Below are 26440 nucleotides of genomic sequence, written 5' to 3' on the forward strand. Positions count from 1 at the left end.
GTTGGTCGAGCGGAATGGAACGACCGGAACGCGCCTAACGCGCCTGGTCCAGACGTTTTCGCATGGCTGCGGTGAGGCGTTGACGGGTTGTCGCGTACGCGGCCCACGGATCGGTTTTGAGGTCCGCGAGCCGTTCGTGCAGATTGGCGATCGTCCATTGATCGCCGGCCGTCGTCGCGGCGACTTCGTCCCACGACAGCGGCACGGACACGCCAAGCCCCGGCCGCGCCCGCGCCGAGAAGGCCGCCACGGTGCTCGACCCGCGGTTGTTGCGCAGATAGTCGACGAAGATCTTCCCCTTGCGGTTCTGCGCGCCCATCTTCGCGCTGAAGTGCTCGGGCAAGGTGGTCGCCATGTGCTGCGCGACGGCCTGCGAGAAGGCCTTCACGTCGTCCCAGCCGGCCTGCTTCGCGAGCGGCACCACAATGTGCAGCCCCTTGCCGCCGCTGGTCTTGCAGAACGACGTCAGACCGAGTTCGTCGAGCAGCGACCGGGTCAGTTGCGCGGCGTCGATCATGCGTTGCCAGTCGAGCTTCGCGTCGGGGTCGAGGTCGAACACCATGCGGTCCGGCTTTTCCATGTTCGATACGACGGCATTCCATGTGTGGAATTCGACCGTGCCCATTTGCGCGGCGCCGACCAGCGCGTCGAGTGCATCGACGGTGATCAGCGGCGGATGACCGGGGTCGAGGCCGGCGTGCTGCGTGACGTGGGGAATCGATAGCTTCTGGCTGTGCTTCTGGAAGAACAGCTCGCCGCCGATGCCCTCGGGCGCACGCACCAGCGACACCGGCCGGTCGCGCAGATGCGGCAGCATCCAGTCGGCGACGGATTCGTAGTAGCGCACGAGGTCGAGCTTGCGTGTGCCGGTGCTTTTGTCGATCACGCGGTCGGGATGGGAGATGCGGACGCCGGCGATTTCGGCGGCCGATGCGGGTGATCGGGTGGTGGACGGTTTGGGGGTGGGTTGCGATGCGGCGCGCTTTGATGGTGTGGTTTTTGGGGCGGTGGTTTTTGCGGCTGCGCTTTTTGCGGCTGTGCTCTTCGCGGCTGTGCTCTTCGCGGTTGTGCTCTTCGCGGTTGTGCTCTTCGCGGTTGTGCTCTTCGCGGTTGTGCTCTTTTCAGCGGCGCGCTCCGCAGCGGCGTTTTTCTTCCCCGCGCGTTTTTTCGGCGCGGTGCCGGACGCGTTTTCCATCGAGTGTTCCTGTTGCACGTCGCCTCCTTGACGGGGTGCTTCCTTGACGATCTGGCGCGCCGGTTTGTCGTTGCGCAGACTCAAGAACGACGCCTGCCGCACGATACCGTCACCGGTCCATTCCGCGAAATTGCACTCGGCGACCAGCACCGGCTTCACCCAATGCACCGGCGTGCGGCTACGCTCGCGCGGTGCGGTGGCAAACGGCATGCGCGAGGTCGCGTGCGCGTCGAGTTGCTGCTTCACCGAGCGCAGCAACGCGGCGTCGAAACCCGTGCCGACGCGCCCGGCGTAACGCAGCTTGCCGTCGCCGTCATACACGCCGAGCAGCAGCGCGCCGAACGCCGCGCGGCTGCCCGACGGCTCCGAGTAGCCGCCGATCACGAACTCCTGGCGGCGCCGGCATTTCAGCTTGATCCACGCCGACGAGCGTCCGGATTGATAGCCGCTGTCGCGCCGCTTGCCGATGATGCCTTCGAGCGCCATATCGCACGCGCTTTTCAGGAGGTCGTCGGCGCTGAAGTCGAAATCGTTGGAGAAGCGCAGCACCGTGTCGTCGACGGTCTCGAGCAGCGCGCGCAACAACGCGCGGCGCTGTTCGAGCGGCACGCCGCGCAAGTCGTAGCCGTTCAGGAACGGCAGATCGAACAGATAGATGACGATGTCCTGCGGACGATCGGCATCGAATGCGTTTTGCAGCGCCTGGAAATTCGGCACGCCGCGCTCGTCGAGCACGACCGCTTCACCATCGAGCCAGCCGCTGTGGACGCCGAGCCGTTCGAACGCACTCACCTGTTTGCTGAATTTCGCGGTCCAGTCGTTGCCGGCGCGGGTGAAGATTTTTACGGCGGGGTTGGCTTTGTTTTGAGTTTTGTTTTGAGTTCTGCTTCGCGCTTTGTCTTTGTCTTTGTCTTTGTCTTCGCCTTCATCTTTGTCTTTGCCTGCGTTTTTTTCCATCGCATCGATGCGGACCAACACGCGATACCCATCGAACTTGATTTCATACGACCACTCGCCGCCCGCCGGCGCGCTGTCGACGAGCGTCGCCAGTTGCGGCTTGAACGCGGCGGGCAGATGGGCCTCGCGCGCACCTTCGATCGACGGCGCCTGCGCCAGCTCACGCAGCGACGGCGCGCTGCGCGTCGCGACAATGTCCGGGCGTTTCGGATTTTTCGCGTTTTGCGTGTTTTGTGCGTTCTCGCCGTTCTTCGCGTTCCCCGGATCGGCGTGGGATCGCTTTGAGGCGGTGGTTCGTCGCGACGCGGTCTTGGCCTCGCTTCGTTTCTCGACGGACGACGCAGTGTCCCCCGCCAGCACGCTGCCCGGGCGCGCCGCCAGCACGTCGTAGTCGCTTTCGTCGCGCGCTTCGTCGTCGCGCTCCTTGATCAGCAACCACTGCTCCTTGTCGCCGCTGCCGCGCATATGGCTGCGCACCAGCGTCCAGCCGCCGTGCAGTTTGTCGCCGTGGAGCCGGAACTTGAGTTTGCCCGCTTCGTACGCGCGCTGCGCCTCCTTCGCACCGTCGACGGGTTCCCACGTGCCGCGATCCCACACGATCACGGTGCCCGCGCCGTAGTTGCCCGGCGGAATTTCTCCCTCGAACGAACCGTATTCGACCGGGTGATCCTCGACGTGCACCGCCAGCCGCTTCACCGATGGGTCGAGGCTCGGCCCTTTCGGCACCGCCCACGACAGCAATGCGCCGTTCAATTCCAGCCGGAAGTCGTAATGCAGGCGCCGCGCGTGGTGTTCCTGGATCACGTAGGAAAGCGAGGCATTTGTATTGCGCGACGAGGCGGATTGGCGCGCTGCCTTGCCCTTTGCCTGACCACCGCCAGCACGCGCGCCCGACGGCTCCGGCGTTTCGTCGAAACGACGCTTGCGGGTGTAGTGGGCGAGTCGGTCGGTCATGGCTTTGGGCGTTGGGCGTTGGGATCGGCGCCGGCTCAAGTGAATTTCAACAAAAGCGAGACCAGCATGCGCAGCATCGGCTATCAAGCGGCAGCGCGGCGCTTACGCGCTGCCGAGGCGGACGCCGCCGTGCTCTTGGCAGCGACCCGTTTTCGGCCGTTCGCACCGCTCGACGTGCCACCGCCGCTTTTGCCTGCCGCGCCGCCACTTCGACCACGCGACGCCCCCGCTGCGCCCGCCTTCGATGCCGTCGCCGCGCTCCGGGCCTTCTTACGTGCCGGCGCCGACGTTTCGGCCGAGGCATCGTCCTGCTCATCGTCGTCTTCGACATCCTCATCATCACCGGCACGCTTGCGGCCACTGCCCGCCGGCTTTCCCTTGCCGCGCCCCAAACTCCGCTTGAGCAGATCCGACAGATCGAGAATGTCCGCCGAGCGGCGCGCTTCGCGCGGCGTCTCGACATCGGCGATCTCCTCGGTTTTTCCCGCGCGGATCTTGCGGTCGACCAGCGCCATGATGTCGTCGCGGAACGTGTCGTGATAATTCGACGGGTCCCACGCGTCGCTCATGTCGTCGATCAGTTTTTTCGCCATGTCGAGTTCGCGCGCGGTCACGCCAGCCGCTTTCATGCCCTCGGGCGGCACCTTGAAGTCGCCGATGTCGCGCACTTCGGCGGCCCAGCGCAAGGTGTTCAGCGCCAGCATCGGTCCGAGCGGAATCAGCGCGGCCAGATGCTGCTTGTTGTGCAGCACCACGTTTGCCACGCCGATCTTGCCGCTCGCCTTCATCGCTTCGCGCAGCAATGCGTAGACTTTTTCGCCCTTGCGATCCGGCGTCAGAAAATACGGCGTGTCGAGATAAAGAAACGAGATATCGGGCGCATCGACGAAGCCGAGGATATCGACTGTCTGCGTCGATTCGGGATTCGCCGAGCGGATTTCATCGTCGGACAGCACGACGTACTTTTCCTTCTCGTACTCGAACCCCCGCACGATGTTCTCGCGCGTCACGTCCTTGCCCGTGCGTTTGTTGATCTGCTTGTAGCCGATCGGGTCGATCGTGCGTTTGTCGAGCAGATTGAAGCCGACTTTCTCGGACTGCGTCGCCGGATAAAGCTGCACCGGGACGTGGACGAGGCCGAAACTGATTGCGCCCTTCCAGATCATGTGTGCCATCGTCCGCTCCGTTGGCTGAAAGCCTGTGAGAGCTTAGGTGAAGCAGACGGCGTGCCACGGGGCGCAACGGGCCGGCGTGGACGTGGAATGGGGCCGATCGCGCGTTGAAAAACGCTGAAGACTCGGCTTAAGGACCAGGTTTGCGGACCATCGTTGGCGGCGCCGGCGCACGGAAATCCGTCAAAGAGCCTGCCGACGTCGCAACGCGGAGGCACGCGCACCGCACGGGCACCGCACGGGCAAATGCGAATCCAGCAAGTCACCCCCGCAGTAACTCTTGCGTCGGACGAGAAAAAGCTACGGCGCCACGTCTTCCACCGTTTCCAGCGCCACCGGCACTTCGGCGAAACCCCGGAAGCGCACGCGTCCACCGCGAACCGGCTCGCCGTCCAGCCGGTAGTCAGGAAATCGCCGCACAAAACGGCCGATGGCCACGCGCGCTTCCAGCCGCGCGAGCGACAGCCCCGCGCACTGGTGAATGCCGAAACCGAACGCGAGATGCCGGTTAGGCGTACGACGAATATCGAAACGATCCGGCTCCGCGAACTGCTCCGGGTCGCGATTGGCCGCGCCGATGCACAGCGTGATGGGCGTGCCGCGTGCCACGGCGACGCCGCCGATCTCGGTATCGACCGTCGCCATGCGGTTGCCCAACTGGTTCGAGCTTTCGAAACGCAGGCACTCCTCGACCGTCGACTCGATCAATTCCGGCTCGCGCAGCAACGCACTCCGTGCGTCGGGCCATTCGGTCAACGTCACGAGCCCGTTGCCGATCAGGTTCGTGGTGGTCTCGTGACCGGCGTTCAGAATGAAAATGCAGTTTTGCAGCAACTCCATTTCCGAAAGTTGCTCGCCGCCCTCACCACCTTCTTCACCCTGAATCAATCGCGTCAGGACATCGTGCTGCGGATCGCCTGGTGCATGCCGGCGACGCGCGACCAGATCGCGCAAATACGCGACGAATTCGCTCACCGCCCGGTTTCCCCGCTCGCGTTGCGCGTCGGTCAGCGACGGTTCGAGCGCGCCGAGAATCGCAAGCGACCAGTCGCGCAGCGGCGCACGCTCGTCATGCGGCACGTCCAGCAGATTGCCGATGATCTCGACCGGAATCGCCGACGCGAACTCGCCGATCAGATCGATGCGGCCGCGGCCGGCGGCGGCATCGAGCAAACCGTCGACGAGACGGACAAGCCCCGGCTCCATCGCCGCGATCGCCCGTGCCGTCAACGCACCGGCAATCAGCTTGCGCACGCGTGTATGACGCGGCGGATCGTTGAAAACCAGACTCGTGGTGTGATGCGTGTAGAGCGGCGAGTCGCCGTACTTCGGCTTGAACTCGACCGTCTTGTCGGAACTGAAGGTTTTCGGGTCGCGATAGACCGCCTGAACGTCGCGGAATCGCGTCAGGAATAGCGAACCGTCCGGCATGCGCCGGATCGGTTCATGCGTGCGCAGCGCGTGGTAGACCGGATACGGGTTCGCGTAGAACGCGGGACTCAAGTGGCGCAGATCGAAGTCGTGCGCGAGACGGGAGGAATCGTCGACGGTCGCTACGGGCATGCGTTGTCTCCATGGTGGGATGCGTCTCTTTATGTTGGACCGGGTACGTTGCGCGGCACCTCGACCTGCGAGTTACGCTTACCACTCACCAGCGGGTGCGGAAAAGTCCAGAGACGTCGTCGGTTGCGCCAGTATGAACCGGGCGCCGCGGGATTGCACGGCGGCCAGCAAGGCCAGCCCGGGCCCCGTTTGCCGACCCGCTACAATAGCGGGATTTTCCACGCGCGTTGCGTCCCGTCCTCTTCTGCGTCACTGCGTCGTCCATGAACCTCGTCATTCAAAGTCCTGCTCCCCTTTCCGCCGACCACCACAAGACGTTGATCGCGCTCGCGCGTGGTTCGCGCGCCACCCCGATCGACGAGAACGCGCTTCGCGTTGCCGACGCCAACGTCGAACAGCGCGCCGACCTCGAGGTCTATTGCAGCACCCACCGCCTGGACTACGCGTTCGTCGAACCCGGCCGTGAACTGCGCGACTTCGGTCTGGTCGCCATGGACATGGATTCGACGCTGATCACGATCGAATGCATCGACGAGATCGCCGACTTCTGCGGCCTGAAGGCCGAAGTCGCCGCGATCACCGAAGCTTCGATGCGCGGCGAAATCAAGGACTTCAACGAAAGCCTGGCACGTCGCGTCGCGTTGCTTGCCGGCCTCGACGCCAGCGCCCTCGAACGCGTCTACGAAGAACGCCTGCAACTCTCGCCGGGCGCGGAACAGATGCTGGCGGGCGTGAAGGCCGCGGGAATGAAAACGCTGCTCGTGTCGGGCGGCTTCACCTTCTTTACCGAGAAACTGAAGCAACGTCTCGGGCTCGATTTCATCCGCGCCAACACGCTCGAAATCGTCGACGGAAAATTGACCGGCAAGGTGATCGGCGAAATCGTCAACGCGGAAGTGAAGGCTCGCACGCTGCGCGAAATCTGCGCGCAACTCGGTATCAAACCGAGCCGCGCCATTGCGATGGGCGACGGCTCGAACGACCTGAAGATGATGGCCGAAGCGGGATTGTCCGTCGCATTCCGTGCGAAGCCCGTGGTACGCGAAGCGGCCAGCGTGGCGTTCAATTACGTTGGACTGGACGGGCTGCTGCGGTTGTTTTGATCGAGATCGCTGGCCGGCGTTGTCAGTCACACTGACGAATCACGCCGGCTCATCACGCCGGCCGGTCACCCTTGCCGGCCCCGCCAGTTGATCACAGCCCTGCTCATCGAGTCAGTTGGCCGATGATCAGGATCGTCATGGTGACGGTCCAGTTGAAGATCATGACCGCGCCCACCCACTTCACGGCGCGCTCGTTGTTTTCCTTGTTTGCCAGGTAGATAAACAGCCTGTTCATCGAAGCCTCCTTGAAAGCAATCAGTATAAGTGCTCCACTATCCAGGAAAACCCAAATTCAGGTATCCATGTAGGAATGCCAGGAGAATGGCGGCGAGCGTGACCGCGAAAATCGACACACGTATCGCGCCGCGAGAAAAACTGTCCGTCTGCTGATCATTCATGTCGAGCAGTCCGATCATCACCGTGACGGAACAGGCGAAGCCGAGCAGACACGAACCCGTCATGCTGACCGCCAGCATCGGCAGATTTGTGCTGCCCCGCTCCAGCGCTGTCAGGCCTTCATAGATCGCGGATGCGCACAGACCCGTCGCACACCAGAACAGTTGGCCGTTTTTCACCGATGCGGCTATCAGAACGTTCGCGGCGCGCCAATCGCGCGCGAGTGCGACGAGCCCGAGCGTGAAGATCGGGCCGATGATCGGCACGCCAAGATTCAACAACGTCCAGAAGAAGAGATTCATCGAAGCTCACCATGATGTCGCCACCGTCGAGTAGGAATGCACATCATCGTAGCCGCGCGCCACTGCGCTGAACATTCGCCGAATGGCCAGGCCGACCGGCTAGCTTGACAAACTAAAAAGCCCATCGGGAATGACTCCCGATGGGCTCGACTACCCGCTATCCATACTCAGGCATTCAGACGATCATGCGCTCCGCTCAAGCCAGCGCCGTCAGACACTGTTCGATATCCGCACGCAAATCCGCTTCTTCTTCCAGGCCGATGTAGAAGCGCACCAGCGTGCCGCGATGCGGCCACTGCGCCGCGGTGCGCATCGACGCGACGTCGTACGGCATGACGAGACTTTGCGCGCCGCCCCAACTCCAGCCGATCGAGAAAAGTTCGAGCGACTCGCAAAACGTATCGATCTGCGCCGGACTGTAGCGATCGTCGAACACCACGGAAAACAGGCCGCCCGCGCCCGTGAAATCGCGCTTGAAAAACTCGTGGCCCGGACAATCGGCGAGCGCCGGATGCAGCACCGCGCTGATCTCCGGCCGCGCCTTCAGCCACGTCGCCAACCCGAGCGCCGCGCGGTCGTGCTGAGCAAAACGCAATTGCATGCTCGGCAGGCTGCGCAGAATCAGCGAACAGTCGTCCGACGACACGCCGATACCCATCCGCATGCGCGCCGATTTCAGCTTCAGATGCAACTCTCGATCGACCGTGATCGTCGCGCCCATCAGCACGTCGCCGCCGCCCGACTGGTACTTGGTCAGCGCCTGCACCGAAATGTCCACGCCGTGGTCGAACGGCCGGAATCCGAGCCCCGCCGACCATGTGTTGTCGATCGCCGTGACGACATTGCGCGCGCGGGCGGCTGCGGTGATCGCGGGAATGTCGGCCACTTCCATCGTCACCGAACCGGGCGCCTCGAGCCAGATCAGCCGCGTGTTCGGCTGGATCAGCGCGGCAATGCCCGAGCCGATCATCGGATCGTAATAGCGCACCGTCACGCCGAAATCGCGCGCGAGCCAGTCGCCGTGATCGCGGTTCGGCGAGTACACGTTATCGGGGATCAGCACGTCGTCGCCGGCCTTGACGATGCCGAAATACACATTCGAAATCGACGACAAACCCGACGGCTGCAGCAACGCGTGATGACCGCCCTCGATCGTCGCCAGACGCTGCGCCAGCACCAGCGAGGTCGGCGTCGCGTGCAGGCCGTAGCGCCACTGCGCGTCGTTCTGCCAGTCGAGGGCGCGCATGGTCGCGAGGTCGGGGAACACGACCGTCGAGGCGCGCGTGACCGGCATCGAAAACGATTCGAAACCCGGCGTGAGCTGGTCCTCGGCGCGCACGATACGGGTTTGCAGGCCGCGTTTGAGTTTGGATTGGGTCATGATGGAATTCGGTGAAGGACTGACAGGGACGACGGGGACGCGGATTCGGGGCGCGCGCCGCCGATGGCGTTATGTTGAAGCGGAAGCGGCCACGCGGCACATGATGTACGCCGCGAGCCGAACCGCGCACGCGGACTGTCGGGTCCGCGTGCGGCCGGCATCATTCGCCGGTTTGCAGATTGCTGACGCCGCCGACGGCGTGGCCGCCGCTCGCGGTGGGCGCCGAGGCTGGCGCGGCCTTGGCCGTGCCGGTGCCGCCAGCAGTACCAGCAACCGGACCAGCAACTGCACCAGCAATCGCACCGCCTGCCGCGCCATTCGCGCCGATGGCCGCGCCGCTGCTCGCCGGCGCTCCCGGCGGCGGCACCGCCTGCCCGGCAGCCAGCGGCTTCAGATCGAACGGCTGCGGATCGGAATCGTCGACGTTCATCCGGTCGCCCGCCACCGAGCCGTCCGCCGCGAACTTGCCGACCCAATTCCCGGTGATGTGCGTGCCGTCGTTCGATTCCTCGACTTCGAGCGTATCGCCATCACGGTCGCCGGCGATCAGGATCACCTCGCCGTTGTCCGTGTACTGATACTCGCCGTGCACGCCGGACGGATCGTCGGTTTTCGCGCCCAGACGCAGCACGATCTGACGCGAGCCCAGCATGCCGGCATAGCGCGGGAATTTAGCGAACTCGGGACTGGGTTTGAGCGGTAGCTGGATCGGCGGCGGTGCGGCGAGCTCCTTGACCGCATCGCTTTCCGCCCACGCAGGCGCGGACATCGTTGCCGCCGCACCGGCGCATAGCAACGCCGCCACGCTCATCACCACCGACGCGCGCCGCCGCATCGCTCCATTGTTCGCTTTCGATTCCCGCATTCGTTCCTTCCTGTTGCGTATTGCTTTGTTACCTGCCGCGTATTGCCGGTCCGCGCGTCAGATGCGCTCGAAGATCGCCGCGATACCCTGCCCGCCGCCGATGCACATCGTCACCAGCGCATAGCGGCCGCCGGTGCGTTGCAACTCGTACAGCGCCTTCACGGTGATCAACGCGCCGGTCGCGCCGATCGGATGGCCGAGCGAAATGCCCGAGCCGTTCGGATTGACCTTGGCCGGATCGAAGCCGAGTTCCTTGCTGACCGCGCAGGCCTGCGCGGCGAACGCTTCGTTGGCCTCGATCACGTCGAGGTCGGCAACGCTCAAGCCCGCGCGTTCCAGCGCCTTGCGCGTGGCCGGCACCGGGCCGATGCCCATGTACGCGGGATCGACACCGGCATGCGCGTACGACACCAGCCGTGCAAGCGGCTTGATGCCGCGTTGCTCGGCGACGCCGCGCTCCATCAGCACCACGGCCGCCGCGGCGTCGTTGATGCCCGACGCGTTGCCCGCCGTCACCGTGCCGTTTTCCTTCGCGAACACCGGCTTGAGCTTCGAAAAATCTTCCGCCGATGCGTTCAGACGCGCGTGCTCGTCCGTATCGAACACGACATCGCCCTTCTTCGACGGAATCGTGATCGGCAGGATCTGGTCCTTGAAGTAACCGTTGGCGATCGCGTTGGCCGCGCGACGATGCGATTCGAGCGCGAGCGCGTCCTGCGCTTCACGGGAAATGTCGTATTGGCGCGCGACGTTCTCGGCGGTCACGCCCATGTGGATCGACTGGAACGGGTCGTTCAGCGCGCCGACCATCATGTCGACGAGGCGGGCGTCGCCCATGCGCTGGCCGAAGCGCGCGGCGGGCATCGAATAAGGCGCGCGGCTCATGTTTTCGGCGCCGCCGCCGATCGCGATGTCGGCATCGCCGAGCAGCACGCTTTGCGCGGCCGACACGATGGCCTGCAGGCCGGAGCCGCACAGACGGTTCACGGTCAGCGCGGGCGCGTGCTGCGCGACGCCGCCGTTGATCGCGGCGACACGCGCCAGGTACATGTCTTTCGGCTCGGTATGCACGACGTTGCCGAACACCACGTGACCGACTTCGTCGCCCGACACGCCGGCACGCGCCAGCGCTTCACGCACGACGCGCGCGCCGAGATCGGTCGGCGGAAAATCCTTCAGACTGCCGCCGAATCCGCCGATTGCCGTACGCACACCGCTTACCACCACTACGTCCCGTTGCATCGCTCGCTCCTCTTCTAGTCTCTCAAGATAATCGTTTTCGGGTTGAAGCCACGTTGCCCGCTATTCAATGCGTGATCGGCTTTTCTGCCTGCATGACGATTGCGAGCGGCGCGCGGCTTCAACCCGCCAATCGTTGTTCGACGGCCGCGCGCAAGGGAATCGGCGCTACCGCGCCGTAACCCTCGGTGGACAGCGCCGCGGCGACATTCGCGTAACCCGCCGCCGCGAACGGATCGTCTCCCGCCACCAGCCGCGCGATGAATGCGCCGCCGAAGCAGTCGCCCGCGCCGGTGGCGTCGATGGCCTGAACCGCGTGGCCCGGCACGACGCGCCGCTCGTCCGGCGTTGCAATGTATGAACCTTCCTTGCCCAGCTTCAGCGCGACCACGCGCGGCCCCTGCGCGAGCAGGAAATCGACGATCTCGTCGCGGCCAGTCAAGCCGGTGAGTTCGGTGACGTCGTCCCAGCTGGGCAGGCAGATATCGGTCTGGCGGATCGCCTCGAGCATCACCGCACGCGCCCGCGCGAGCGGCCACAGCTTGAGCCGCAGATTGGTGTCGAAACTCACGCGCACACCGTTGGCGCGGGCGTGGGCGATCGCCTCGAGCGCCGCATCGCAGGCGCTCAGACTGATCGCGAGGCTGATTCCGGAAAGATGGACGACTTTGGCCGCCGCGATCACGTCGAGCGGCAGATCGTGCGGCGCGTAGCGGCTCGCGGCGGAGCCGGCGCGCAGATAGTCGAACGCGTGCCCTTGCGGGCCGTGCGACACGAAATAGACCCCCGTGGAAGCGCGCGGATCGACCTTCACCTGCGCCGTATCCACCTGCTCACGCTCCCACAGATCGATCAGCAGGCGCCCGAAATGGTCCGCGCCGACCGCCGACACGAAGCCGGTGCGCGCGCCTTGCCGCGCGGCCGCGATGCAGAAGTTCGACGTGTCGCCGCCGAAGCCCTGCAGATAGTTCGGCTGATCCCGCGCCGACTGGTTGAATTCGATCATCGCCTCGCCGAGCGCGAGGATCTCGGGAGTACGCGCCGGTACTGACTGAGCGGCGCCTGCGCTAACCGTCATCGTTCAGACCTCGCCCCAGAGGTCGTGGCCGTCGGCGCCGGTGATCTTCACCGACACGAAATCGCCGACCTTGTAGCGTTTGGACGCCTTGACCGCCGGCGCGACATACACGACGCCGTCGATTTCCGGCGCATCGGCAGCCGTACGGCCGATGCCGCCATCGGCATTGACCTCGTCGATCAGCACCTTCAGCGTCTTGCCGACTTTCTTCGCGATACGTTTTGCCGACACTTCCTCGGCGACTTCCATGAAGCGCGCGCGACGTTCCTCACGGACCTCGTCGGGCAATGCACCGTCCAGTTCGTTGGCCGTGGCGCCTTCCACGGGCGAGTACGCGAAGCAACCCACGCGATCCAGCTCGGCCTCGCGGATGAAATCGAGCAGCGTCTCGAACTGCTCCTCGGTCTCGCCCGGGAAACCGGCGATGAAGGTGCTGCGGATCGTCAGATCCGGGCACATTTCGCGCCATTTCTTCACGCGCTCCATCACCTTCTCGGCGTTGGCCGGACGCTTCATGCGCTTGAGCACTTCCGGGTGCGCGTGCTGGAACGGCACGTCGAGATACGGCAGCACGTGACCCTTGTACGGGCCTTCGGCCATCATCGGAATGACTTCATCGACGCTCGGGTACGGGTAGACGTAATGCAGTCGCACCCACGCGCCGTATTGCGCGGCGAGTTCGCCGAGCGCGCCGACCAGATCGGTCATGCGCGTCTTGATCGGCTTGCCGTTCCAGAAACCCGTGCGGTATTTGACGTCGACGCCGTACGCGCTGGTGTCCTGCGAAATCACCAGCAATTCCTTGACGCCCGACTTGAAGAGGTTTTCCGCTTCGAGCATCACGTCGGCGACCGGTCGCGACACGAGGTCGCCGCGCATGGACGGGATGATGCAGAACGTGCAACGATGGTTGCAGCCTTCGGAAATCTTCAGGTACGCGTAGTGGCGCGGCGTGAGCTTGACGCCGGCAGCGGGCACCAGATCGACGAACGGATCGTGCGGCTTCGGCAGATGGGTATGCACGTGCTGCATCACCTCGCCGAGCGCATGCGGACCGGTCACGGCCAGCACCTTCGGATGCACTTCCTCGATCAGACCGGAGCCGCTCGCGCTCTTCTTCGCGCCGAGACAGCCGGTGACGATCACCTTGCCGTTTTCATGCAGCGCTTCGCCGATCGCGTCGAGACTTTCCTGCACCGCCTCGTCGATGAAACCGCAGGTGTTGACGACCACGAGATCCGCGCCGTTGTAGGTGCCGGAGATTTCGTAACCTTCGGCGCGCAGTTGCGTGATGATCTGTTCGGAATCGACGAGAGCCTTCGGGCAGCCGAGGCTGACGAATCCGACCTTCGGTGGCGAAGCTGTCGGCGCGGCGGGGGAAGTAGTCTGCGACATAGATGGTCCGGCGTAATGCGGTGACTGTAACGACAAATGGGGACGGTGCCGGACGGCTCGATAGACCCCCGAGGCGACGACCCAGCCCCGGGCGAACGCCCGCACACGCAACCTCGCATTGTACCGTGCCGATGGCCGGGCGGCCGTGCGCTTCGCGCGGAGCGGCTTGAACGGCTATTCGGTTCGGGCCAGCGCGGGTTCGACGGCGATTTGAGGGGGGTTGTCCGGGACGATGCGCTGTGCATTGGCGATGGCTGCCAACGCGAGGTCAAGCTCGCCCCTATCGTCCCGCGCCTGCAGGCAAACCGGCGGCACGACAAACAGTTCCGCCGACGAGCGCCGCTGATGCCGGTCGGATACGCAAACGCTCCACCCCGTGCCGACTCGAAACTGAAGCCTCTTCAGACGCCGACTGTAACGACGACGCGCGACCAGATCACGCCCATTCACATGGACGCCCGATACATGCCCGAAACAATAAACCGACGACGCCATCGGAAAAAGCAACGCGCTGCACAGGACATCGGTGATCTGCAACCCAACGTGATTGTTGCTGACACCGAACGTGGGCAATTCGATGACGCGGTCGAACGGATCGCCTTTCGCCCGATACTTTTGCGTGAAGATGGAATGTGCGACCTGGTCGTTCAGCTGCGTGGTTCTAAAATCGGCCACCATGAAACCCTGCGCGTCTTTTTCCTTAAGAAACGACTGGAACGCCTTACACGCGTACTGGACCGATTGTGTGTAGGTTTCGCGCGGCTTGAAAGGAGCGCCGATACCCTTGATCCAGATCGTCGCGAGAATCCGGCACTTGTAATGTTCGAGCAGATCCAGCGTACCGTCGATGAATCTCAGTTGCGTGCCCGCTTTGTGCCCTTTTCTGCGGATGGCGCCGCGTAGTTCGGCGCCCTTGATTTCTTCCCGCACGTCGTCGAGCGGGTGGGGCGAAGTGAACAAGCCGGGGAAGAATTTACGCTTGAGCGAGAGAAACTCGCGAGTCAGGAAGGGAAGCGCCTCTTGTCGAACCACCAGACCAGCGATCACGAGCAAAGGTTGAATATCGGTCTTTCTGACGGGTAACGCTGCGCTACACCCGGCCTCGTCGATATAGCAGATATACGACACTGCGTTTGCACCTCCATCTGGATATGAAAACAGCCGCTAAAGCGGCTGTTTGGCGGTCCAGGACCGTATTTGTCGCCGAGTTTCCCCGTTCGACGGCCAATTAGGTATTCCTAATCGTTATGAGATCGTAAGCAGTTCGCTCGCCCTTGTCAATGACTCGTCTGAGGAATGTTTTTGCGCCATCTCGTGCTGCGCCAAAGCACCCTCGACCACACCGAGAATTTCGCGCGACTCATGAACGCGCCGGATCGCTTCATGCAATGCCGCAGCTTGCGGCCACGTCCGCTTCAGATAGCTGAGCCACATCTTCACGCGGCCATGCTCGTGGCGATGCGTCGCGCGAGACTGCAGTTTGCGCAGATAACCGGCGATGTACCCCAACACGAGGCGCCACTCGTCGCCGCAAGGCGTTCTTTCCATCTGCCCGCGTACGCGCAGTGCCAGAAACGGGTCGGACACCGCGCCGCGTCCGATCATCACGTCGTCGCAGCCACTCACCGCACGGCAGCGTTCCCAATCGGCGACCGTCCACACCTCGCCGTTGGCGATCACGGGTACATCGACGGCCGCGACGATCGCCGCGATCCATTCCCAGTGAGCCGGCGGCCGGTAGCCATCGTCGCGTGTTCTGGCGTGTACGACGAGGGATGCCGCGCCACCGTCCGCCAGCGCCGTCGCGCAATCGATCGCGCGCGACGTATCGGACACGCCCAAACGCATTTTCGCGGTCACGGGAATGTTCGCCGGCACCGCGGCGCGCACGGCGGACACGATCCGGTTCAGTTGCTCGGGATCGTCGAGCAGCATCGCGCCGCCGCCATGTTGATTGACGATCTTCGCCGGGCAGCCGAAATTCAGGTCCACACCATGCGGCGACAACCTGGCCGCACGCGCGGCGTTCCGGCCCATCCACCCGGGATCGCTGCCGAGCAATTGAATCGCCACCGGCGTGCCGCTCCGCGTGCGGCCACCATGCTGCACCTCGGGCGCTTCGCGCTGATACACGCGGTCGGGCAGCAGCGACCCCGTCACGCGGATGAACTCGGACACACAGCCATCGAACCCGCCGATGCCGGTCAGCACGTCGCGCAGCACGTAGTCGGCGACACCTTCCATCGGCGCGAGAAACAGTTTGCTCATGCGACGGCCCACGTCACGTCGACACGGCGCGCGAACGGGAAACAGTGGAAAGGGCTGCGACTACAGGGCATGAGATAAGTGGTCGGACGGAAGATGGGCATCGGGATGGCGTTGGCGGACAGAACGCATCTCATCGAGAAAGACGCCCCACGCACGCAGCCCGCGATTGTACCGCGCCGCCCCGTTCGTCCAGCTGCATGCCCCAACCCACATCCATGCCCCAACTCAGCCGCCTAAACGCAAAACGCCGCGCACTAAGCGCGGCGTTTGCGAATGACGCGAAAGCAGAACAGCGCATCGACCTGCGATCACGGCTCCCCGGCCCAGACCCAACACCGGAAAAACCGCGGCACCGCCCCGCCGACGCCCATCACCGCCCTACTTCTTCTCCGGCTCCGGATTACCCTGCGGACTTCCCGGCGGCGTGCCGGCATTGACCGCGCCGCCCGGCGTAAACGGGAACGTCGCGAACATCGACTTCGCCTGGTTCTGCATCTGCTCCTGCATCTGCACGAACATGTTCTTCGACTGCTCGATGTAGCTGGTCATCATGCCCTGCATCATCGGCGCCTGCATGTTCATGAACTGCGACCAGACTTCCGGGTTCATCGCCTTGCCTTCATAGAGATTCTTCGACTGGTCGGCGAGCTTCGCCTGAATGTCGATGAAGGCCTGAATGTTCTTCTCCAGATACGTGCCCATCATGCCTTGCATCGCATGACCGTAGAAACGGATGATCTGCGACAGCATCGACGACGAGAACATCGGCAAGCCGCCGCTCTCCTCTTCGAGAATGATCTGCAACAGAATGGCGCGCGTCAGATCCTCGTTGCTCTTCGCATCGATGACCTTGAAATCCTCCTGATCCAGCACGAGCTGCTTGACGTCGGTCAGCGTGATGTACGTGCTTGTCTCGGTATCGTAGAGCCGACGATTCGGGTATTTCTTGATCAGTCGTTCGGCTGTTTTCTTTGTAGTAGTAGTCATGTAACGCCTTTGAGCGCGAGTTGAGCGCGGAAACGGCGTGATGCCGGCTGCGCAATCGGGCGGTTGCGCAATCGGGACGCCGCCGGAACCATCCGAGTCATGGCGCGCCGCCTTGTGAGCGGCGCGCCGGTGACTCAGCCCATATGCAAACCACCGTTCAGCGAGAAATCAGCGCCCGTGGAGAAGCCCGATTCTTCCGAAGCGAGCCACGCGACGATCGAACCGATTTCCTGCGGCTGACCCAGACGGCGCACCGGAATCGTCGCGACGATTTTCTCCAGCACGTCCGGACGGATCGACTTGACCATGTCGGTGCCGATGTAGCCCGGCGACACGGTGTTGACCGTCACGCCCTTGGTGGCCACTTCCTGCGCCAACGCCATCGTGAAGCCGTGAATGCCGGCCTTCGCGGTGGAGTAGTTGGTCTGGCCGAACTGGCCCTTCTGACCGTTCACCGACGAGATATTGATGATGCGGCCGAAGCCCCGCTCCACCATGCCGTCGATCACCTGCTTGGTGACGTTGAAGAGGCTCGTCAGGTTGGTGTCGATCACCGCGGTCCAGTCTTCGTGCGTCATCTTGCGGAACACGACGTCGCGCGTGATGCCGGCGTTGTTCACCAGAATGTCGATCTCGCCGACTTCCGCCTTGACCTTGTCGAAAGCGGCCTTGGTCGATTCCCAGTCGCCGACGTTGCCCTCGGACGCGACGAAGTCGTAGCCGAGCGCCTTCTGCTCCTCGAGCCACTTCACGCGGCGCGGCGAATTCGGGCCGCAGCCCGCGACCACCTTGAGACCTTCCTTGTGCAGCCGCTGGCAAATGCTCGTGCCGATGCCACCCATGCCGCCCGTTACGTACGCAATTCGCTGTGTCATACACTACACTCCGTTATCGTTTTCGAGGCGCCGGCCGGCAGCCTCTTTCCTCGCCTGATACTGATCGGTGACCGCCTATCGTCGATCGCGCTCAATCGCGCTCGACCGCCAGCGCCACGCCCATGCCACCGCCGATACACAGCGACGCCAGCCCCTTCTTCGCATCGCGCTTCTGCATTTCGTGCAGCAGCGTGACGAGAATCCGGCAGCCGGACGCGCCGATCGGATGGCCGATCGCGATCGCGCCGCCGTTCACGTTGATCTTCGACGTGTCCCAGCCCATCTGCTGATTGACGGCGCAGGCTTGCGCGGCGAATGCCTCGTTGATTTCCATCAGGTCCAGATCGGCCGGCGTCCAGCCCGCGCGTTCGAGACAGCGGCGCGAAGCCGGCACCGGGCCCATGCCCATCACCTTCGGATCCAGACCCGAGGTCGCGTAAGCCTTGATGCGCGCGAGCGGCTTCAGACCGAGCGCTTCGGCCTTCTTCGCCGACATCACCAGCACCGCCGCCGCGCCGTCGTTCAGACCCGACGCGTTGGCCGCCGTGACCGAGCCTTCCTTCGAGAAGGCGGGCTTCAGACCCGCCAGCGATTCCGCCGACACGCCATGACGCACGAATTCGTCGGTGGCGAAACGCAGCGGCTCGCCCTTGCGCTGCGGGATCTCGACCGGCACGATTTCGTCGTCGAAACGGCCGGCCTTCTGCGCGGCTTCCGCCTTGTTCTGCGACAGCGCCGCGAACGCGTCCTGCTGCTCGCGCGTAATGCCGTATTCCTTCGCGACGTTTTCCGCCGTCACGCCCATGTGGTACTGGTTGTAGACGTCCCACAAGCCGTCGACGATCATCGAGTCGACCAGCTTCGCGTCGCCCATGCGGAAACCGTCGCGCGAACCCGGCAGCACGTGCGGCGCGGCGCTCATGTTTTCCTGACCGCCGGCGATCACGATGTCGGCATCGCCCGCGATGATCGCGTTGGCCGCCAGCATCACCGATTTCAGACCCGAGCCGCACACCACGTTGATCGTCATGCCGGGCACGGCATTGGGCAGGCCGGCCTTGATCACCGCCTGACGCGCCGGATTCTGGCCCGACCCCGCGGTCAGCACCTGACCCAGAATCACTTCGCTCACCTGTTCGGGCTTCAGACCGGCCCGCTCCAGCACCGCCTTGATCACCGTGGCGCCAAGCTCGGGCGCCGGAACCTTCGACAGCGATCCACCGAATTTGCCAACTGCCGTACGGGCGGCCGATACGATCACAACATCAGTCATTTGCTTATCCTCCGGGCAAGCCGGCCAACTACGCCGCAGCCCGTCAAGTTAAAAAAATCTCGTTGCCCAAACCCGCAGTTTCCACGCGCATCGCCTGCTCCCGACGCGCATTCGCTTCGCACGACACCGCGCTTTCCAGCGCGTGCCGACCTACTCCCGTTGCCGCACGTAACGGCCCGGCGCCGGTTCGATCACCGGGAAGTCGTCCGAGCCGGCCGCCGCGCGCGGCTTGACCTTCTTGCCGCTGTACTGGTCGAGCCACGTGGTCCATTCGGGCCACCAGCTGCCGGGTACTTCGACCGCAGCGTCGAACCAGTCGTCCGCGGTTTCCGGCAGCGTTTTCGGGTCACCCTCCAGCGTCCAGAAATTGCGCTTCTTCTTGGCAGGCGGATTGATCACGCCCGCGATGTGTCCCGATGCGCCGAGCACGAACTTCAGCGGCCCGGTCAGCAGCGGCACGGACGCGTACGCGGTTTGCCACGGCACGATATGGTCTTCGCGTGAACCGTAGATGAAGGTCGGCACGTCGATCTTCGACAGATCGATCGGCTCGCCGCACACGGTCAACGCGTTCGGTTCGCGCAGACGGTTCTCAAGATACGTATTGCGCAGATACCAGACGTACATCGGTCCCGGCAGGCTGGTCGAATCGCTGTTCCAGTACAGCAGATCGAACGGCACCGGCGTGCGTCCCTTGAGGTAATTGTCGACGACGTAGTTCCACACCAGATCGTTCGGCCGCAGGAACGAGAACGTGTTGGCGAACTCGATGCCGCGCATCAGTCCCGGCGCGCCATTCTTGCCGCCGATGGTCTGCTCGCGCATCTGCACGTGCGCCTCGTCGACGAACACGTCGAGCACACCGGTGTCGGTGAAGTCGAGCATCGCGGTGAGCAGCGTCATCGACGCGGCCGGATGTTCGCCGCGCGCCGCGGCCACGGCCAGCGCGGTGGCGAGCATCGTACCGCCGACGCAGAAGCCGAGCGTGTTGATCTGCTCGCGCCCGCTGATCTTGCCGACGGTCTCGATGGCCGCAAGCACGCCGTCGCCGATGTAGTCGTCCCAGGTCTTGTGCGCGATCGATTGATCCGCATTGCGCCACGAAATCAGGAACACCTGATGACCCGAATCGAGCCCGTGCGCGACCAGCGAATTCTCGGGTTGCAGATCGAGGATGTAGAACTTGTTGATGCAAGGCGGCACGATCAGCAACGGCCGTTCGCGCACGGTGGCGGTTCGCGGCTTGTACTGAATGAGCTGCATCAGCTCGTTTTCGAAGACGACCGAGCCTTCGGTATTCGCGAGATTTTCGCCGACCACGAAACGCGACTCGTCGGTTTGCGAGATCTTGCCGCGCTGCAGATCGCCGAGCAGATTCATCACACCCTGCCGCAGGCTCTCGCCCTTGCTGTCCAGCAGGGTTTTCTGCGCTTCCGGATTCAATGCGAAGAAGTTGCTCGGCGAGGCCGCCGCGGTCCATTGCTGGACGGCGAAGCGCACGCGCTCGCGCACCTTCGGCTCGGTGTCGAGCGCGTCGACCATTTCCTGCAGATAGCGCGCGTTCAGCAGATACCAGGCGGCCGTAAACGCATAGGCCGGCGCGGCGCTCCAGGCTTCCGCGCTGAAGCGGCGATCCTTGAGTTCGGGCGCCTTGACGGCCGACGAGCTGGCCTGCTGGATCAGCTCCAATGCCTCGCGCGAATAATCGGCCTGCAGTTTCTGCAGGCGGTCGGCGGGAATCGCGGCGCTGGGAATATTCAGACCGGCAAACGACGGCAGCGACGGCATGGCGCCGGCGGCCAGCTTGCTGAAATCGGGCATGCCGGGGAACGACGGCATCTGCGGCAAACCGAAGCCGGCCATGGACGGCATGCCCACCGGCGGCATACCTGGCATGTTGAACATCTGGGGAGGCATCTGCGGCATGGTGAACGGTGCGCCGCTGGCGCCCGGCGGCGTGCCGAGCGAACGCCATGCATTCATCCACACGTCGAAAAATTGCTGCATGCCAGCGGCCGGCGTTGCACCGCTCGTACCGGCCTGCTGCGTCTGCTCCTTGGCGGAGTCCGTGCTGGGGGAAGCTGAGGAATGAGATGCTGCCATGCCTGCTTTTGACCGGTAAGTCCTTGCGGACGGGTTGAGAGGCAGGTTCGTGCGCAAGTGGGCGATTGCTCGCGACCTCGTCACGCCCTGTCCCTGTACGAGGAGCCGTGAGGAACATTCTTGCTCCCCATCCCAAGGCATGTCAATGCTTGTTCCCGATTTTGCCGCAGTGCGATAGTTTTTTAATTATCGTTTTCCCTGTGTAGCAGATCGCGCTTTTGCGGCATGAATCGGCGAGCGCTGGATGAGCGAAAAAAAGCGCTCATCCAGCATAGGTTTATCTGCGTTTATCCATTCGCTCAAGAACGCTTTTCGCGGTGGATTTGCGCTATCGCACAAAATTCTGGCAGCGCAGCAAAACAGCCTGCCGCGCCTCCGAATAAACCCGCATAGGGGAAGTGCCGGGAATGCATCGCGCGGCTGTTACGTCGATACGAATCGCCGGCCGGCACCGGTACGCGCAACTCAATCCGCGATGGTCTGCGCGCGGTCGTCGATCCAGATCAGCGCGGCCATGCGTCCGGTCTCGCGATCGCGTCGATACGAATAAAAACGCTCGCGCAAGGTGACCGTGCAGAGATCGCCGCCGGTCACGCGCGTCACGCCGAGACGCTGCAAACGCAGGCGCGCGAGTGCCGGCAGATCGGCGAGATATTTGCCCTCGTTGTCCGGATGGCCCACGAAGGCGCGCGCCGTCGCGTCGCGTTGTGCGTCGTCCACGTTGCCTGCGTCGTTCATGAAGGCGTCACGCACGTCTGCACCGACTTCGAATGCCGTCGGACCGATCGACGGGCCGAGGTACGCATGCAATTCGCACGGCTCGACACCTGCGAGCCCAGCAACCCGCTGCGCGGTGCGTTCGACGATGCCTGCCGCCAGCCCGCGCCATCCAGCATGCGCCGCGCCGACCGCGCGGCCCGCCGCATCGCAGAACAGCACCGGCATGCAATCGGCGACCATCACCACGCAGACGACACCGGGACGATCGGCGATGCTCGCGTCGGCGCTCGTGGGCGCGCCGGTCGCGTGCAATTGCGCCAGCACGTCCTCGGCACGCACGATGCCCGCGCCGTGAATCTGTTCGAGCCACGCGGCTTCCTCGACGCCGGCGACGTTCAGCAGTCGTGCGCGATTGGCGGCGACCGCGGCCGGATCGTCGCCGGCTTTCATGCCGAGGTTGAGGCCACCAGGCAAGTCGGCATCGTCGCGCCAGCGGCCGAACGGCGGCAGGCTGACGCCGCCGTCGCGGGTGGTGACGAGGGCGCGCACGCGCGGCGAGACGTTCCACGCGGGTTGCACGACGTCAGCGATGCTCAGGTCGGGCAGGTTCATGCGCGATCGTCCCTGGCGGAGCGGCGGGTTGTTTTGCGCGGGGCTTTGGGTTTGGGCGCGGCGGGATCGGCATTGTCGCGAGCGGTGTCGCGAACGGTGTCGGTCGCGGTGTCGTTCCCGGCGGCTGCATCGTCAGCGGGATTCGCTTCGTCGTGGTCGACTTCGTCGGCCGCTTCGTCATCGCCTTCTTCGACGCCGGCTTCGTCGTGCCCTTCTTCGTCTTGCCCTTCTTCGTCGTGCTCGTCGTGCTCGTCGTGCCCGTCGTCGTGCCCGGATGCGCCGTCTTCGCCCACGTCCGCACCCTCGTCCTCATCGAGCGACGCCTCGTAATCGTCTTCCTCGTAGTACGTCTCGTCGAACTCGCCCGCGTCATCGCGGCCGAGACCGAGCGCCGCCGACAGCGCCTCCATGTCTTCCGGCACATCGGCGCGCCAGTTCATCGTGCGGCCGGTGCGGGGATGGACCAGGCCGAGCCGCCAGGCATGCAGCGCCTGACGCGCGAAGCCCCCAGGCAGCGGCGTGACCGAACGCTTGCCGCGCGCGCGCCCATACACCGGATCGCCGAGCAGCGGATGCCCGGTATGCGCGCAATGCACGCGAATCTGATGCGTGCGGCCGGTTTCCAGATCGCAGGTGATCGCCGTCACCGGCTGACGTTCCCAGATCGTCGTCTCGACTCGGCGGAAATGCGTGCGCGCCGGTTTGCCCGACGCGCCCGTCACCACCGCCATGCGGGTACGTTCGCGCGGATCGCGGCCGATCGGCGCGTCGATCGTGCCTTCCTCGGGCATGTTGCCCCACACCAGCGCGAGATAGCGGCGCTTCACCGTGCGCGCCTGCAACTGGCGCACCAGATCGGTCTGCGCCTCGAGCGTGCGCGCCACCACCATCAGCCCGGACGTCTCCTTGTCCAGCCGATGCACGATGCCCGCGCGCGGCAGTCCCGCGGCGGCCTCGCCGTAGCGGTAGAGCAACCCGTTGAGCACCGTGCCGCTCCAGTTGCCGGCCGCCGGATGCACGACCATGCCGGCGGGCTTGTTGATCACCACCAGCGTGTCGTCCTCGTAGACGATCTCGAGCGGCACCGGTTCGGGCGTAAACGCGAGTTGTTCGGGCAGCAGATCCGGCACGAGTTCGATGCTCGCGCCGAGCGGCACCGGCTGGCGGATCTTTGCCGGCTTGCCGTCGATGCGCACGCGCTGCGCCTCGATCCAGCTTTGCAGGCGGTTGCGCGAGAACTCGGGAAATACCCTCGCCAGCACCTTGTCGAGCCGTTCGCCGGCCAGTTCGTCGGGCACGACAATGTTACGCGGGGTCTCGTCGGTCACCCGGTTCGCGACCGTCGGCACAAGGCTTTGCGGGTCGACGGCGGCGAGCGCGTCGGCGCCGAGATCGTCGTCTAGGGAATCGACGCCCAACGCGTCGGAGGGGTCGGCGCTTACGCTATAATCTTCGTTGCTATTCCCGGCACCGGTAGCGGTACCTGGAGTATTTGAGCGGGTCATTGAGTCTGGGTCACCTGGACGTAAAGCTAGACTGGAAAATGCGAGCCTTGAACACCATCACTAAAGCGGCGATCAATTTGGCGGCCATCAAGAAGGCGGCCCGGAAAGTGGCCGGATACTTTGCGTGTGCCGCGGCCGTCGCCGTTGTCGCGGCTTGCCACGGCCTGCCGGAAAAGACCGACGAAACGGCAACGTGGAACAACAACAAATTATATACGGAGGCGAACGATGCCTTGACCGGTGGTGACTTCGGCAAGTGCGCGAAATACTTCGAACTGCTCGAAGGCCGCGACCCGTTCGGCCACTTCGCGCAACAGGCACAGATCAACGTCGCTTACTGCAACTGGAAAGACAACGAGAACGCCGCCGCCGACCAGGCGATCGACCGCTTCATCCAGCTGCACCCGGATCATCCGGACATCGCTTACGCGTACTACCTGAAGGGCATGATCCACTTCAACGACGACCTCGGTCTGTTCGGCCGCTTCTCCGGCCAGGACATGAGCGAGCGCGATCCGAAGTCGCTGCGCGAGTCGTATGACGCGTTCAAGGTGGTGGTCGACAAGTATCCGAACAGCAAGTACGCACCGGACGCCGCGCAACGCATGCGCTACATCGTGAACGCACTGGCGTCGCACGAAGTCCACGCGGCGGATTATTACTATCGCCGTGGCGCGTATGTCGCCGCGATCAACCGCGCGCAGCTGGCGCTGACGCAATACAAGAACGCACCGGCAATCGAAGACGCGCTGCACATCATGATGCTGTCGTACCAGAAGCTGAACCAGCCGCAACTGGCCGACGACACCAAGCGCGTGCTGGCCGGCACCTTCCCGGACAGCCCATACATCACGGGTCACGCGCGTCCGGGCAAGGAAAAGTCGTGGTGGCAATTCTAAGCCGCGATCCACTGAAGCTGAGCTGAATCTGCCCTGAACCCGACCTGAGCGTTAAGCCGACCACGCTGACGTTCAGGGTTCAAAACAAAAACGCCACGATTTCACAATCGTGGCGTTTTTGTTTGTGCGAGGCGGTCAACCACCCCGTCCGGATCGATTCAATCGAGCAAACTCAATCCCGCTCGAACAAGGCAATCGACTCCACGTGCGATGTATGCGGGAACATGTTCACCACGCCCGCGCCAACCAGCCGGTAGCCGGCCTCGTGCACCAGCAGACCGGCATCGCGCGCGAGCGTCGCCGGCGCGCAGGACACGTAGACGATACGCTTAGGCAACGGCCCGTTACCGCTTTGCGCGATCTCCGCGAGCGCCTTGGCGACGGCGAGCGCGCCTTCGCGCGGCGGATCGATCAGGAACTTGTCAAAGTGGCCGAGCGCGCGGAGGTCGTCGGCGGTGACTTCGAACAGGTTGCGGCACGCGAACGACGTGTGCGCCGCCACGCCGTTCAATTCGGCATTGGCAAGCGCGCGCGAAGTCAGCACCTCGCTGCCTTCGATCCCCACCACTTCCCGCGAAATCCGCGCGAGCGGCAGCGTGAAATTGCCGATCCCGCAGAACAGATCCAGCACCCGGTCGGTCCGCGCCGGCGCCAGCAGCCGCAGCGCGCGGCTGACCAGCACGCGGTTGATCGCGTGATTCACCTGGGTGAAATCGGTCGGCTTGAACGGCATGCGGATGTCGTATTCCGGCAGCGTGTAGTCGAGCTGCTGATCAAGCGGGTAAAACGGCGTCACCGTATCGGGGCCACCCGGCTGCAGCCACCACTGCACCTTGTGCTGATCGGCGAAGTCGCGCAGCACCTGCTCGTCGGCCTCGGTGATCGGCTCGAGATTGCGCAGCACCAGCGCCGTGACGGACGAACCGACCGCCAGTTCGATCTGCGGCATGCGGTCGTGAATCGACAGCTTGCGGACCATGAAGCGCAGCGGCATCAGCATGGCCGACACGTGCGGCGGCAAGACCTCGCAGGTTTTCATATCCGCGATGTAGCTGCTCTTCTTCTCATGGAAGCCGATGCGCATGCCGCCCTTTTCCGGCAGATACCGCACGGCCAGACGGGCGCGATAACGGTAGCCCCACGACGGTCCGTGGATCGGCCGGAACACCGTCTCCGGACGCAGCTTCGCGAGATGCTGCAGATTGTCCTCGAGCACGCGCTGTTTCACCGCGACCTGGGCGCGCACGTCCAGATGCTGCATCGAACAACCGCCGCAGATATCGAAATGCGCGCATTTCGGCTTGGTGCGGATCACGCTTTCGCGGAACACCTGGACCACTTCGGCCTGCTCGTATTTCGGTTTGCTGCGATGCGTCGAATAGCTGACGCGCTCGCCGGGCAATGCACCTTCGACGAAGATCACCTTGCCCGGCGTGCCGTCCTCACTCTCGGTACGGCCGACGCCGCGCGCTTCCATGTCGAGCGACACGATTTCGATAATCGGCTCATGGCCGGTGACGACGAGTGCGGGCGCCGGCGGCGGCGTCTTCTGGCGCTTCGGCGAGCGACGATGGGGGGCAGTTCGGGACACCTGCGAC

The 26440-nt window shown here is 64.1% G+C and carries 20 protein-coding genes and 1 pseudogene; 2 read left to right on the forward strand and 19 right to left on the reverse strand.

Features of this window, described 5'->3' with window-relative positions:
- Positions 1 to 34: 34 nt before the first annotated feature.
- The 3 genes from ligD to LFL96_RS10465 all read right to left on the reverse strand — a co-directional run bounded on the left by ligD (position 35) and on the right by LFL96_RS10465 (position 5841).
- Positions 35 to 3106, reverse strand: a complete 3072-nt coding sequence (ligD, locus tag LFL96_RS10455; protein WP_280995183.1) for a DNA ligase D — start codon at positions 3104 to 3106, stop codon at positions 35 to 37.
- Between the two features lie 83 nt (positions 3107 to 3189).
- Complete coding sequence (locus tag LFL96_RS10460; RefSeq protein WP_280995184.1) at positions 3190 to 4281, reverse strand: Ku protein; 1092 nt, start codon at positions 4279 to 4281, stop codon at positions 3190 to 3192.
- A gap of 297 nt (positions 4282 to 4578) precedes the next feature.
- Positions 4579 to 5841, reverse strand: a complete 1263-nt coding sequence (locus tag LFL96_RS10465) for a cytochrome P450 (RefSeq protein WP_280995185.1) — start codon at positions 5839 to 5841, stop codon at positions 4579 to 4581.
- 263 nt (positions 5842 to 6104) lie between these two features.
- Here LFL96_RS10465 and serB point away from each other — a divergent pair, with 263 nt between their 5' ends.
- Positions 6105 to 6944, forward strand: coding sequence for a phosphoserine phosphatase SerB (gene serB / locus LFL96_RS10470; RefSeq protein WP_280995186.1), 840 nt, complete (start codon positions 6105 to 6107; stop codon positions 6942 to 6944).
- Positions 6945 to 7047: 103 nt separating this feature from the next.
- Here serB and LFL96_RS10475 read toward each other — a convergent pair whose 3' ends face one another.
- The 15 genes and pseudogenes from LFL96_RS10475 to LFL96_RS10545 form a co-directional block, all read right to left on the reverse strand.
- The gene (locus tag LFL96_RS10475; RefSeq protein WP_280995187.1) at positions 7048 to 7179 is read right to left on the reverse strand and encodes a hypothetical protein; all 132 of its coding nucleotides are present in this window, start codon (positions 7177 to 7179) and stop codon (positions 7048 to 7050) included.
- Positions 7180 to 7216: 37 nt separating this feature from the next.
- On the reverse strand, positions 7217 to 7606 hold the full coding sequence (locus LFL96_RS10480; protein WP_280995188.1) for a hypothetical protein: 390 nt from the start codon (positions 7604 to 7606) through the stop codon (positions 7217 to 7219).
- A 232-nt stretch (positions 7607 to 7838) separates the two neighbouring features.
- On the reverse strand, positions 7839 to 9023 hold the full coding sequence (locus LFL96_RS10485; RefSeq protein ID WP_280995189.1) for a cystathionine beta-lyase: 1185 nt from the start codon (positions 9021 to 9023) through the stop codon (positions 7839 to 7841).
- Between the two features lie 160 nt (positions 9024 to 9183).
- Positions 9184 to 9888, reverse strand: a complete 705-nt coding sequence (locus LFL96_RS10490; protein ID WP_280995190.1) for a hypothetical protein — start codon at positions 9886 to 9888, stop codon at positions 9184 to 9186.
- Positions 9889 to 9945: 57 nt separating this feature from the next.
- Positions 9946 to 11130, reverse strand: coding sequence for a beta-ketothiolase BktB (gene bktB / locus LFL96_RS10495; RefSeq protein ID WP_280995191.1), 1185 nt, complete (start codon positions 11128 to 11130; stop codon positions 9946 to 9948).
- A gap of 118 nt (positions 11131 to 11248) precedes the next feature.
- Positions 11249 to 12205, reverse strand: a complete 957-nt coding sequence (locus tag LFL96_RS10500; protein ID WP_280995192.1) for a sugar kinase — start codon at positions 12203 to 12205, stop codon at positions 11249 to 11251.
- 3 nt (positions 12206 to 12208) lie between these two features.
- Positions 12209 to 13600 carry a 30S ribosomal protein S12 methylthiotransferase RimO gene (rimO, locus tag LFL96_RS10505; protein WP_280995193.1) on the reverse strand — a complete coding sequence of 464 codons (1392 nt, stop codon included), beginning with the start codon at positions 13598 to 13600 and terminating at the stop codon, positions 12209 to 12211.
- A gap of 174 nt (positions 13601 to 13774) precedes the next feature.
- Complete coding sequence (locus tag LFL96_RS10510) at positions 13775 to 14728, reverse strand: DUF3800 domain-containing protein (RefSeq protein WP_280995194.1); 954 nt, start codon at positions 14726 to 14728, stop codon at positions 13775 to 13777.
- A gap of 117 nt (positions 14729 to 14845) precedes the next feature.
- The gene (locus LFL96_RS10515; protein ID WP_280995195.1) at positions 14846 to 15868 is read right to left on the reverse strand and encodes a tRNA-dihydrouridine synthase; all 1023 of its coding nucleotides are present in this window, start codon (positions 15866 to 15868) and stop codon (positions 14846 to 14848) included.
- A 378-nt stretch (positions 15869 to 16246) separates the two neighbouring features.
- A complete protein-coding gene (gene phaR, locus LFL96_RS10520; protein WP_280995196.1) occupies positions 16247 to 16855 on the reverse strand; it encodes a polyhydroxyalkanoate synthesis repressor PhaR in 609 nt (202 codons plus the stop codon).
- A gap of 134 nt (positions 16856 to 16989) precedes the next feature.
- Entirely contained in the window at positions 16990 to 17730 is a 741-nt protein-coding gene (locus LFL96_RS10525) for a 3-ketoacyl-ACP reductase (RefSeq protein WP_280995197.1), read from the reverse strand.
- 91 nt (positions 17731 to 17821) lie between these two features.
- On the reverse strand, positions 17822 to 19003 hold the full coding sequence (locus LFL96_RS10530) for an acetyl-CoA C-acetyltransferase (protein WP_280995198.1): 1182 nt from the start codon (positions 19001 to 19003) through the stop codon (positions 17822 to 17824).
- A 150-nt stretch (positions 19004 to 19153) separates the two neighbouring features.
- Positions 19154 to 21010 carry a class I poly(R)-hydroxyalkanoic acid synthase gene (gene phaC, locus LFL96_RS10535; protein WP_281000684.1) on the reverse strand — a complete coding sequence of 619 codons (1857 nt, stop codon included), beginning with the start codon at positions 21008 to 21010 and terminating at the stop codon, positions 19154 to 19156.
- Between the two features lie 561 nt (positions 21011 to 21571).
- A complete protein-coding gene (gene pgeF, locus LFL96_RS10540) occupies positions 21572 to 22438 on the reverse strand; it encodes a peptidoglycan editing factor PgeF (protein WP_280995199.1) in 867 nt (288 codons plus the stop codon).
- Positions 22439 to 22668: 230 nt separating this feature from the next.
- Positions 22669 to 23943: pseudogene (locus LFL96_RS10545) on the reverse strand (RluA family pseudouridine synthase); the annotation flags it as partial.
- 38 nt (positions 23944 to 23981) lie between these two features.
- Here LFL96_RS10545 and LFL96_RS10550 point away from each other — a divergent pair.
- Positions 23982 to 24842, forward strand: coding sequence for an outer membrane protein assembly factor BamD (locus tag LFL96_RS10550; protein WP_280995200.1), 861 nt, complete (start codon positions 23982 to 23984; stop codon positions 24840 to 24842).
- Between the two features lie 172 nt (positions 24843 to 25014).
- On the opposite strand, the gene rlmD is transcribed toward LFL96_RS10550, so the two are convergent.
- On the reverse strand, positions 25015 to 26433 hold the full coding sequence (rlmD, locus tag LFL96_RS10555) for a 23S rRNA (uracil(1939)-C(5))-methyltransferase RlmD (RefSeq protein WP_280995201.1): 1419 nt from the start codon (positions 26431 to 26433) through the stop codon (positions 25015 to 25017).
- Between the last annotated feature and the right edge of the window lie 7 nt (positions 26434 to 26440).

Source organism: Paraburkholderia sp. D15, from assembly GCF_029910215.1.
GTDB lineage: Bacteria > Pseudomonadota > Gammaproteobacteria > Burkholderiales > Burkholderiaceae > Paraburkholderia.

Bases quoted from the DNA above. Each gene is read 5' to 3' on its own strand.
- ligD (WP_280995183.1), bottom strand. From the start codon at position 3,106: ATGACCGACCGACTCGCCCACTACACCCGCAAGCGTCGTTTCGACGAA.
- LFL96_RS10460 (WP_280995184.1), bottom strand. From the start codon at position 4,281: ATGGCACACATGATCTGGAAGGGCGCAATCAGTTTCGGCCTCGTCCAC.
- LFL96_RS10465 (WP_280995185.1), bottom strand. From the start codon at position 5,841: ATGCCCGTAGCGACCGTCGACGATTCCTCCCGTCTCGCGCACGACTTC.
- serB (WP_280995186.1), top strand. From the start codon at position 6,105: ATGAACCTCGTCATTCAAAGTCCTGCTCCCCTTTCCGCCGACCACCAC.
- LFL96_RS10475 (WP_280995187.1), bottom strand. From the start codon at position 7,179: ATGAACAGGCTGTTTATCTACCTGGCAAACAAGGAAAACAACGAGCGC.
- LFL96_RS10485 (WP_280995189.1), bottom strand. From the start codon at position 9,023: ATGACCCAATCCAAACTCAAACGCGGCCTGCAAACCCGTATCGTGCGC.
- LFL96_RS10490 (WP_280995190.1), bottom strand. From the start codon at position 9,888: ATGCGGGAATCGAAAGCGAACAATGGAGCGATGCGGCGGCGCGCGTCG.
- bktB (WP_280995191.1), bottom strand. From the start codon at position 11,130: ATGCAACGGGACGTAGTGGTGGTAAGCGGTGTGCGTACGGCAATCGGC.
- LFL96_RS10500 (WP_280995192.1), bottom strand. From the start codon at position 12,205: ATGACGGTTAGCGCAGGCGCCGCTCAGTCAGTACCGGCGCGTACTCCC.
- rimO (WP_280995193.1), bottom strand. From the start codon at position 13,600: ATGTCGCAGACTACTTCCCCCGCCGCGCCGACAGCTTCGCCACCGAAG.
- LFL96_RS10515 (WP_280995195.1), bottom strand. From the start codon at position 15,868: ATGAGCAAACTGTTTCTCGCGCCGATGGAAGGTGTCGCCGACTACGTG.
- phaR (WP_280995196.1), bottom strand. From the start codon at position 16,855: ATGACTACTACTACAAAGAAAACAGCCGAACGACTGATCAAGAAATAC.
- LFL96_RS10525 (WP_280995197.1), bottom strand. From the start codon at position 17,730: ATGACACAGCGAATTGCGTACGTAACGGGCGGCATGGGTGGCATCGGC.
- LFL96_RS10530 (WP_280995198.1), bottom strand. From the start codon at position 19,003: ATGACTGATGTTGTGATCGTATCGGCCGCCCGTACGGCAGTTGGCAAA.
- phaC (WP_281000684.1), bottom strand. From the start codon at position 21,010: ATGCAGCAATTTTTCGACGTGTGGATGAATGCATGGCGTTCGCTCGGC.
- pgeF (WP_280995199.1), bottom strand. From the start codon at position 22,438: ATGAACCTGCCCGACCTGAGCATCGCTGACGTCGTGCAACCCGCGTGG.
- LFL96_RS10550 (WP_280995200.1), top strand. From the start codon at position 23,982: ATGCGAGCCTTGAACACCATCACTAAAGCGGCGATCAATTTGGCGGCC.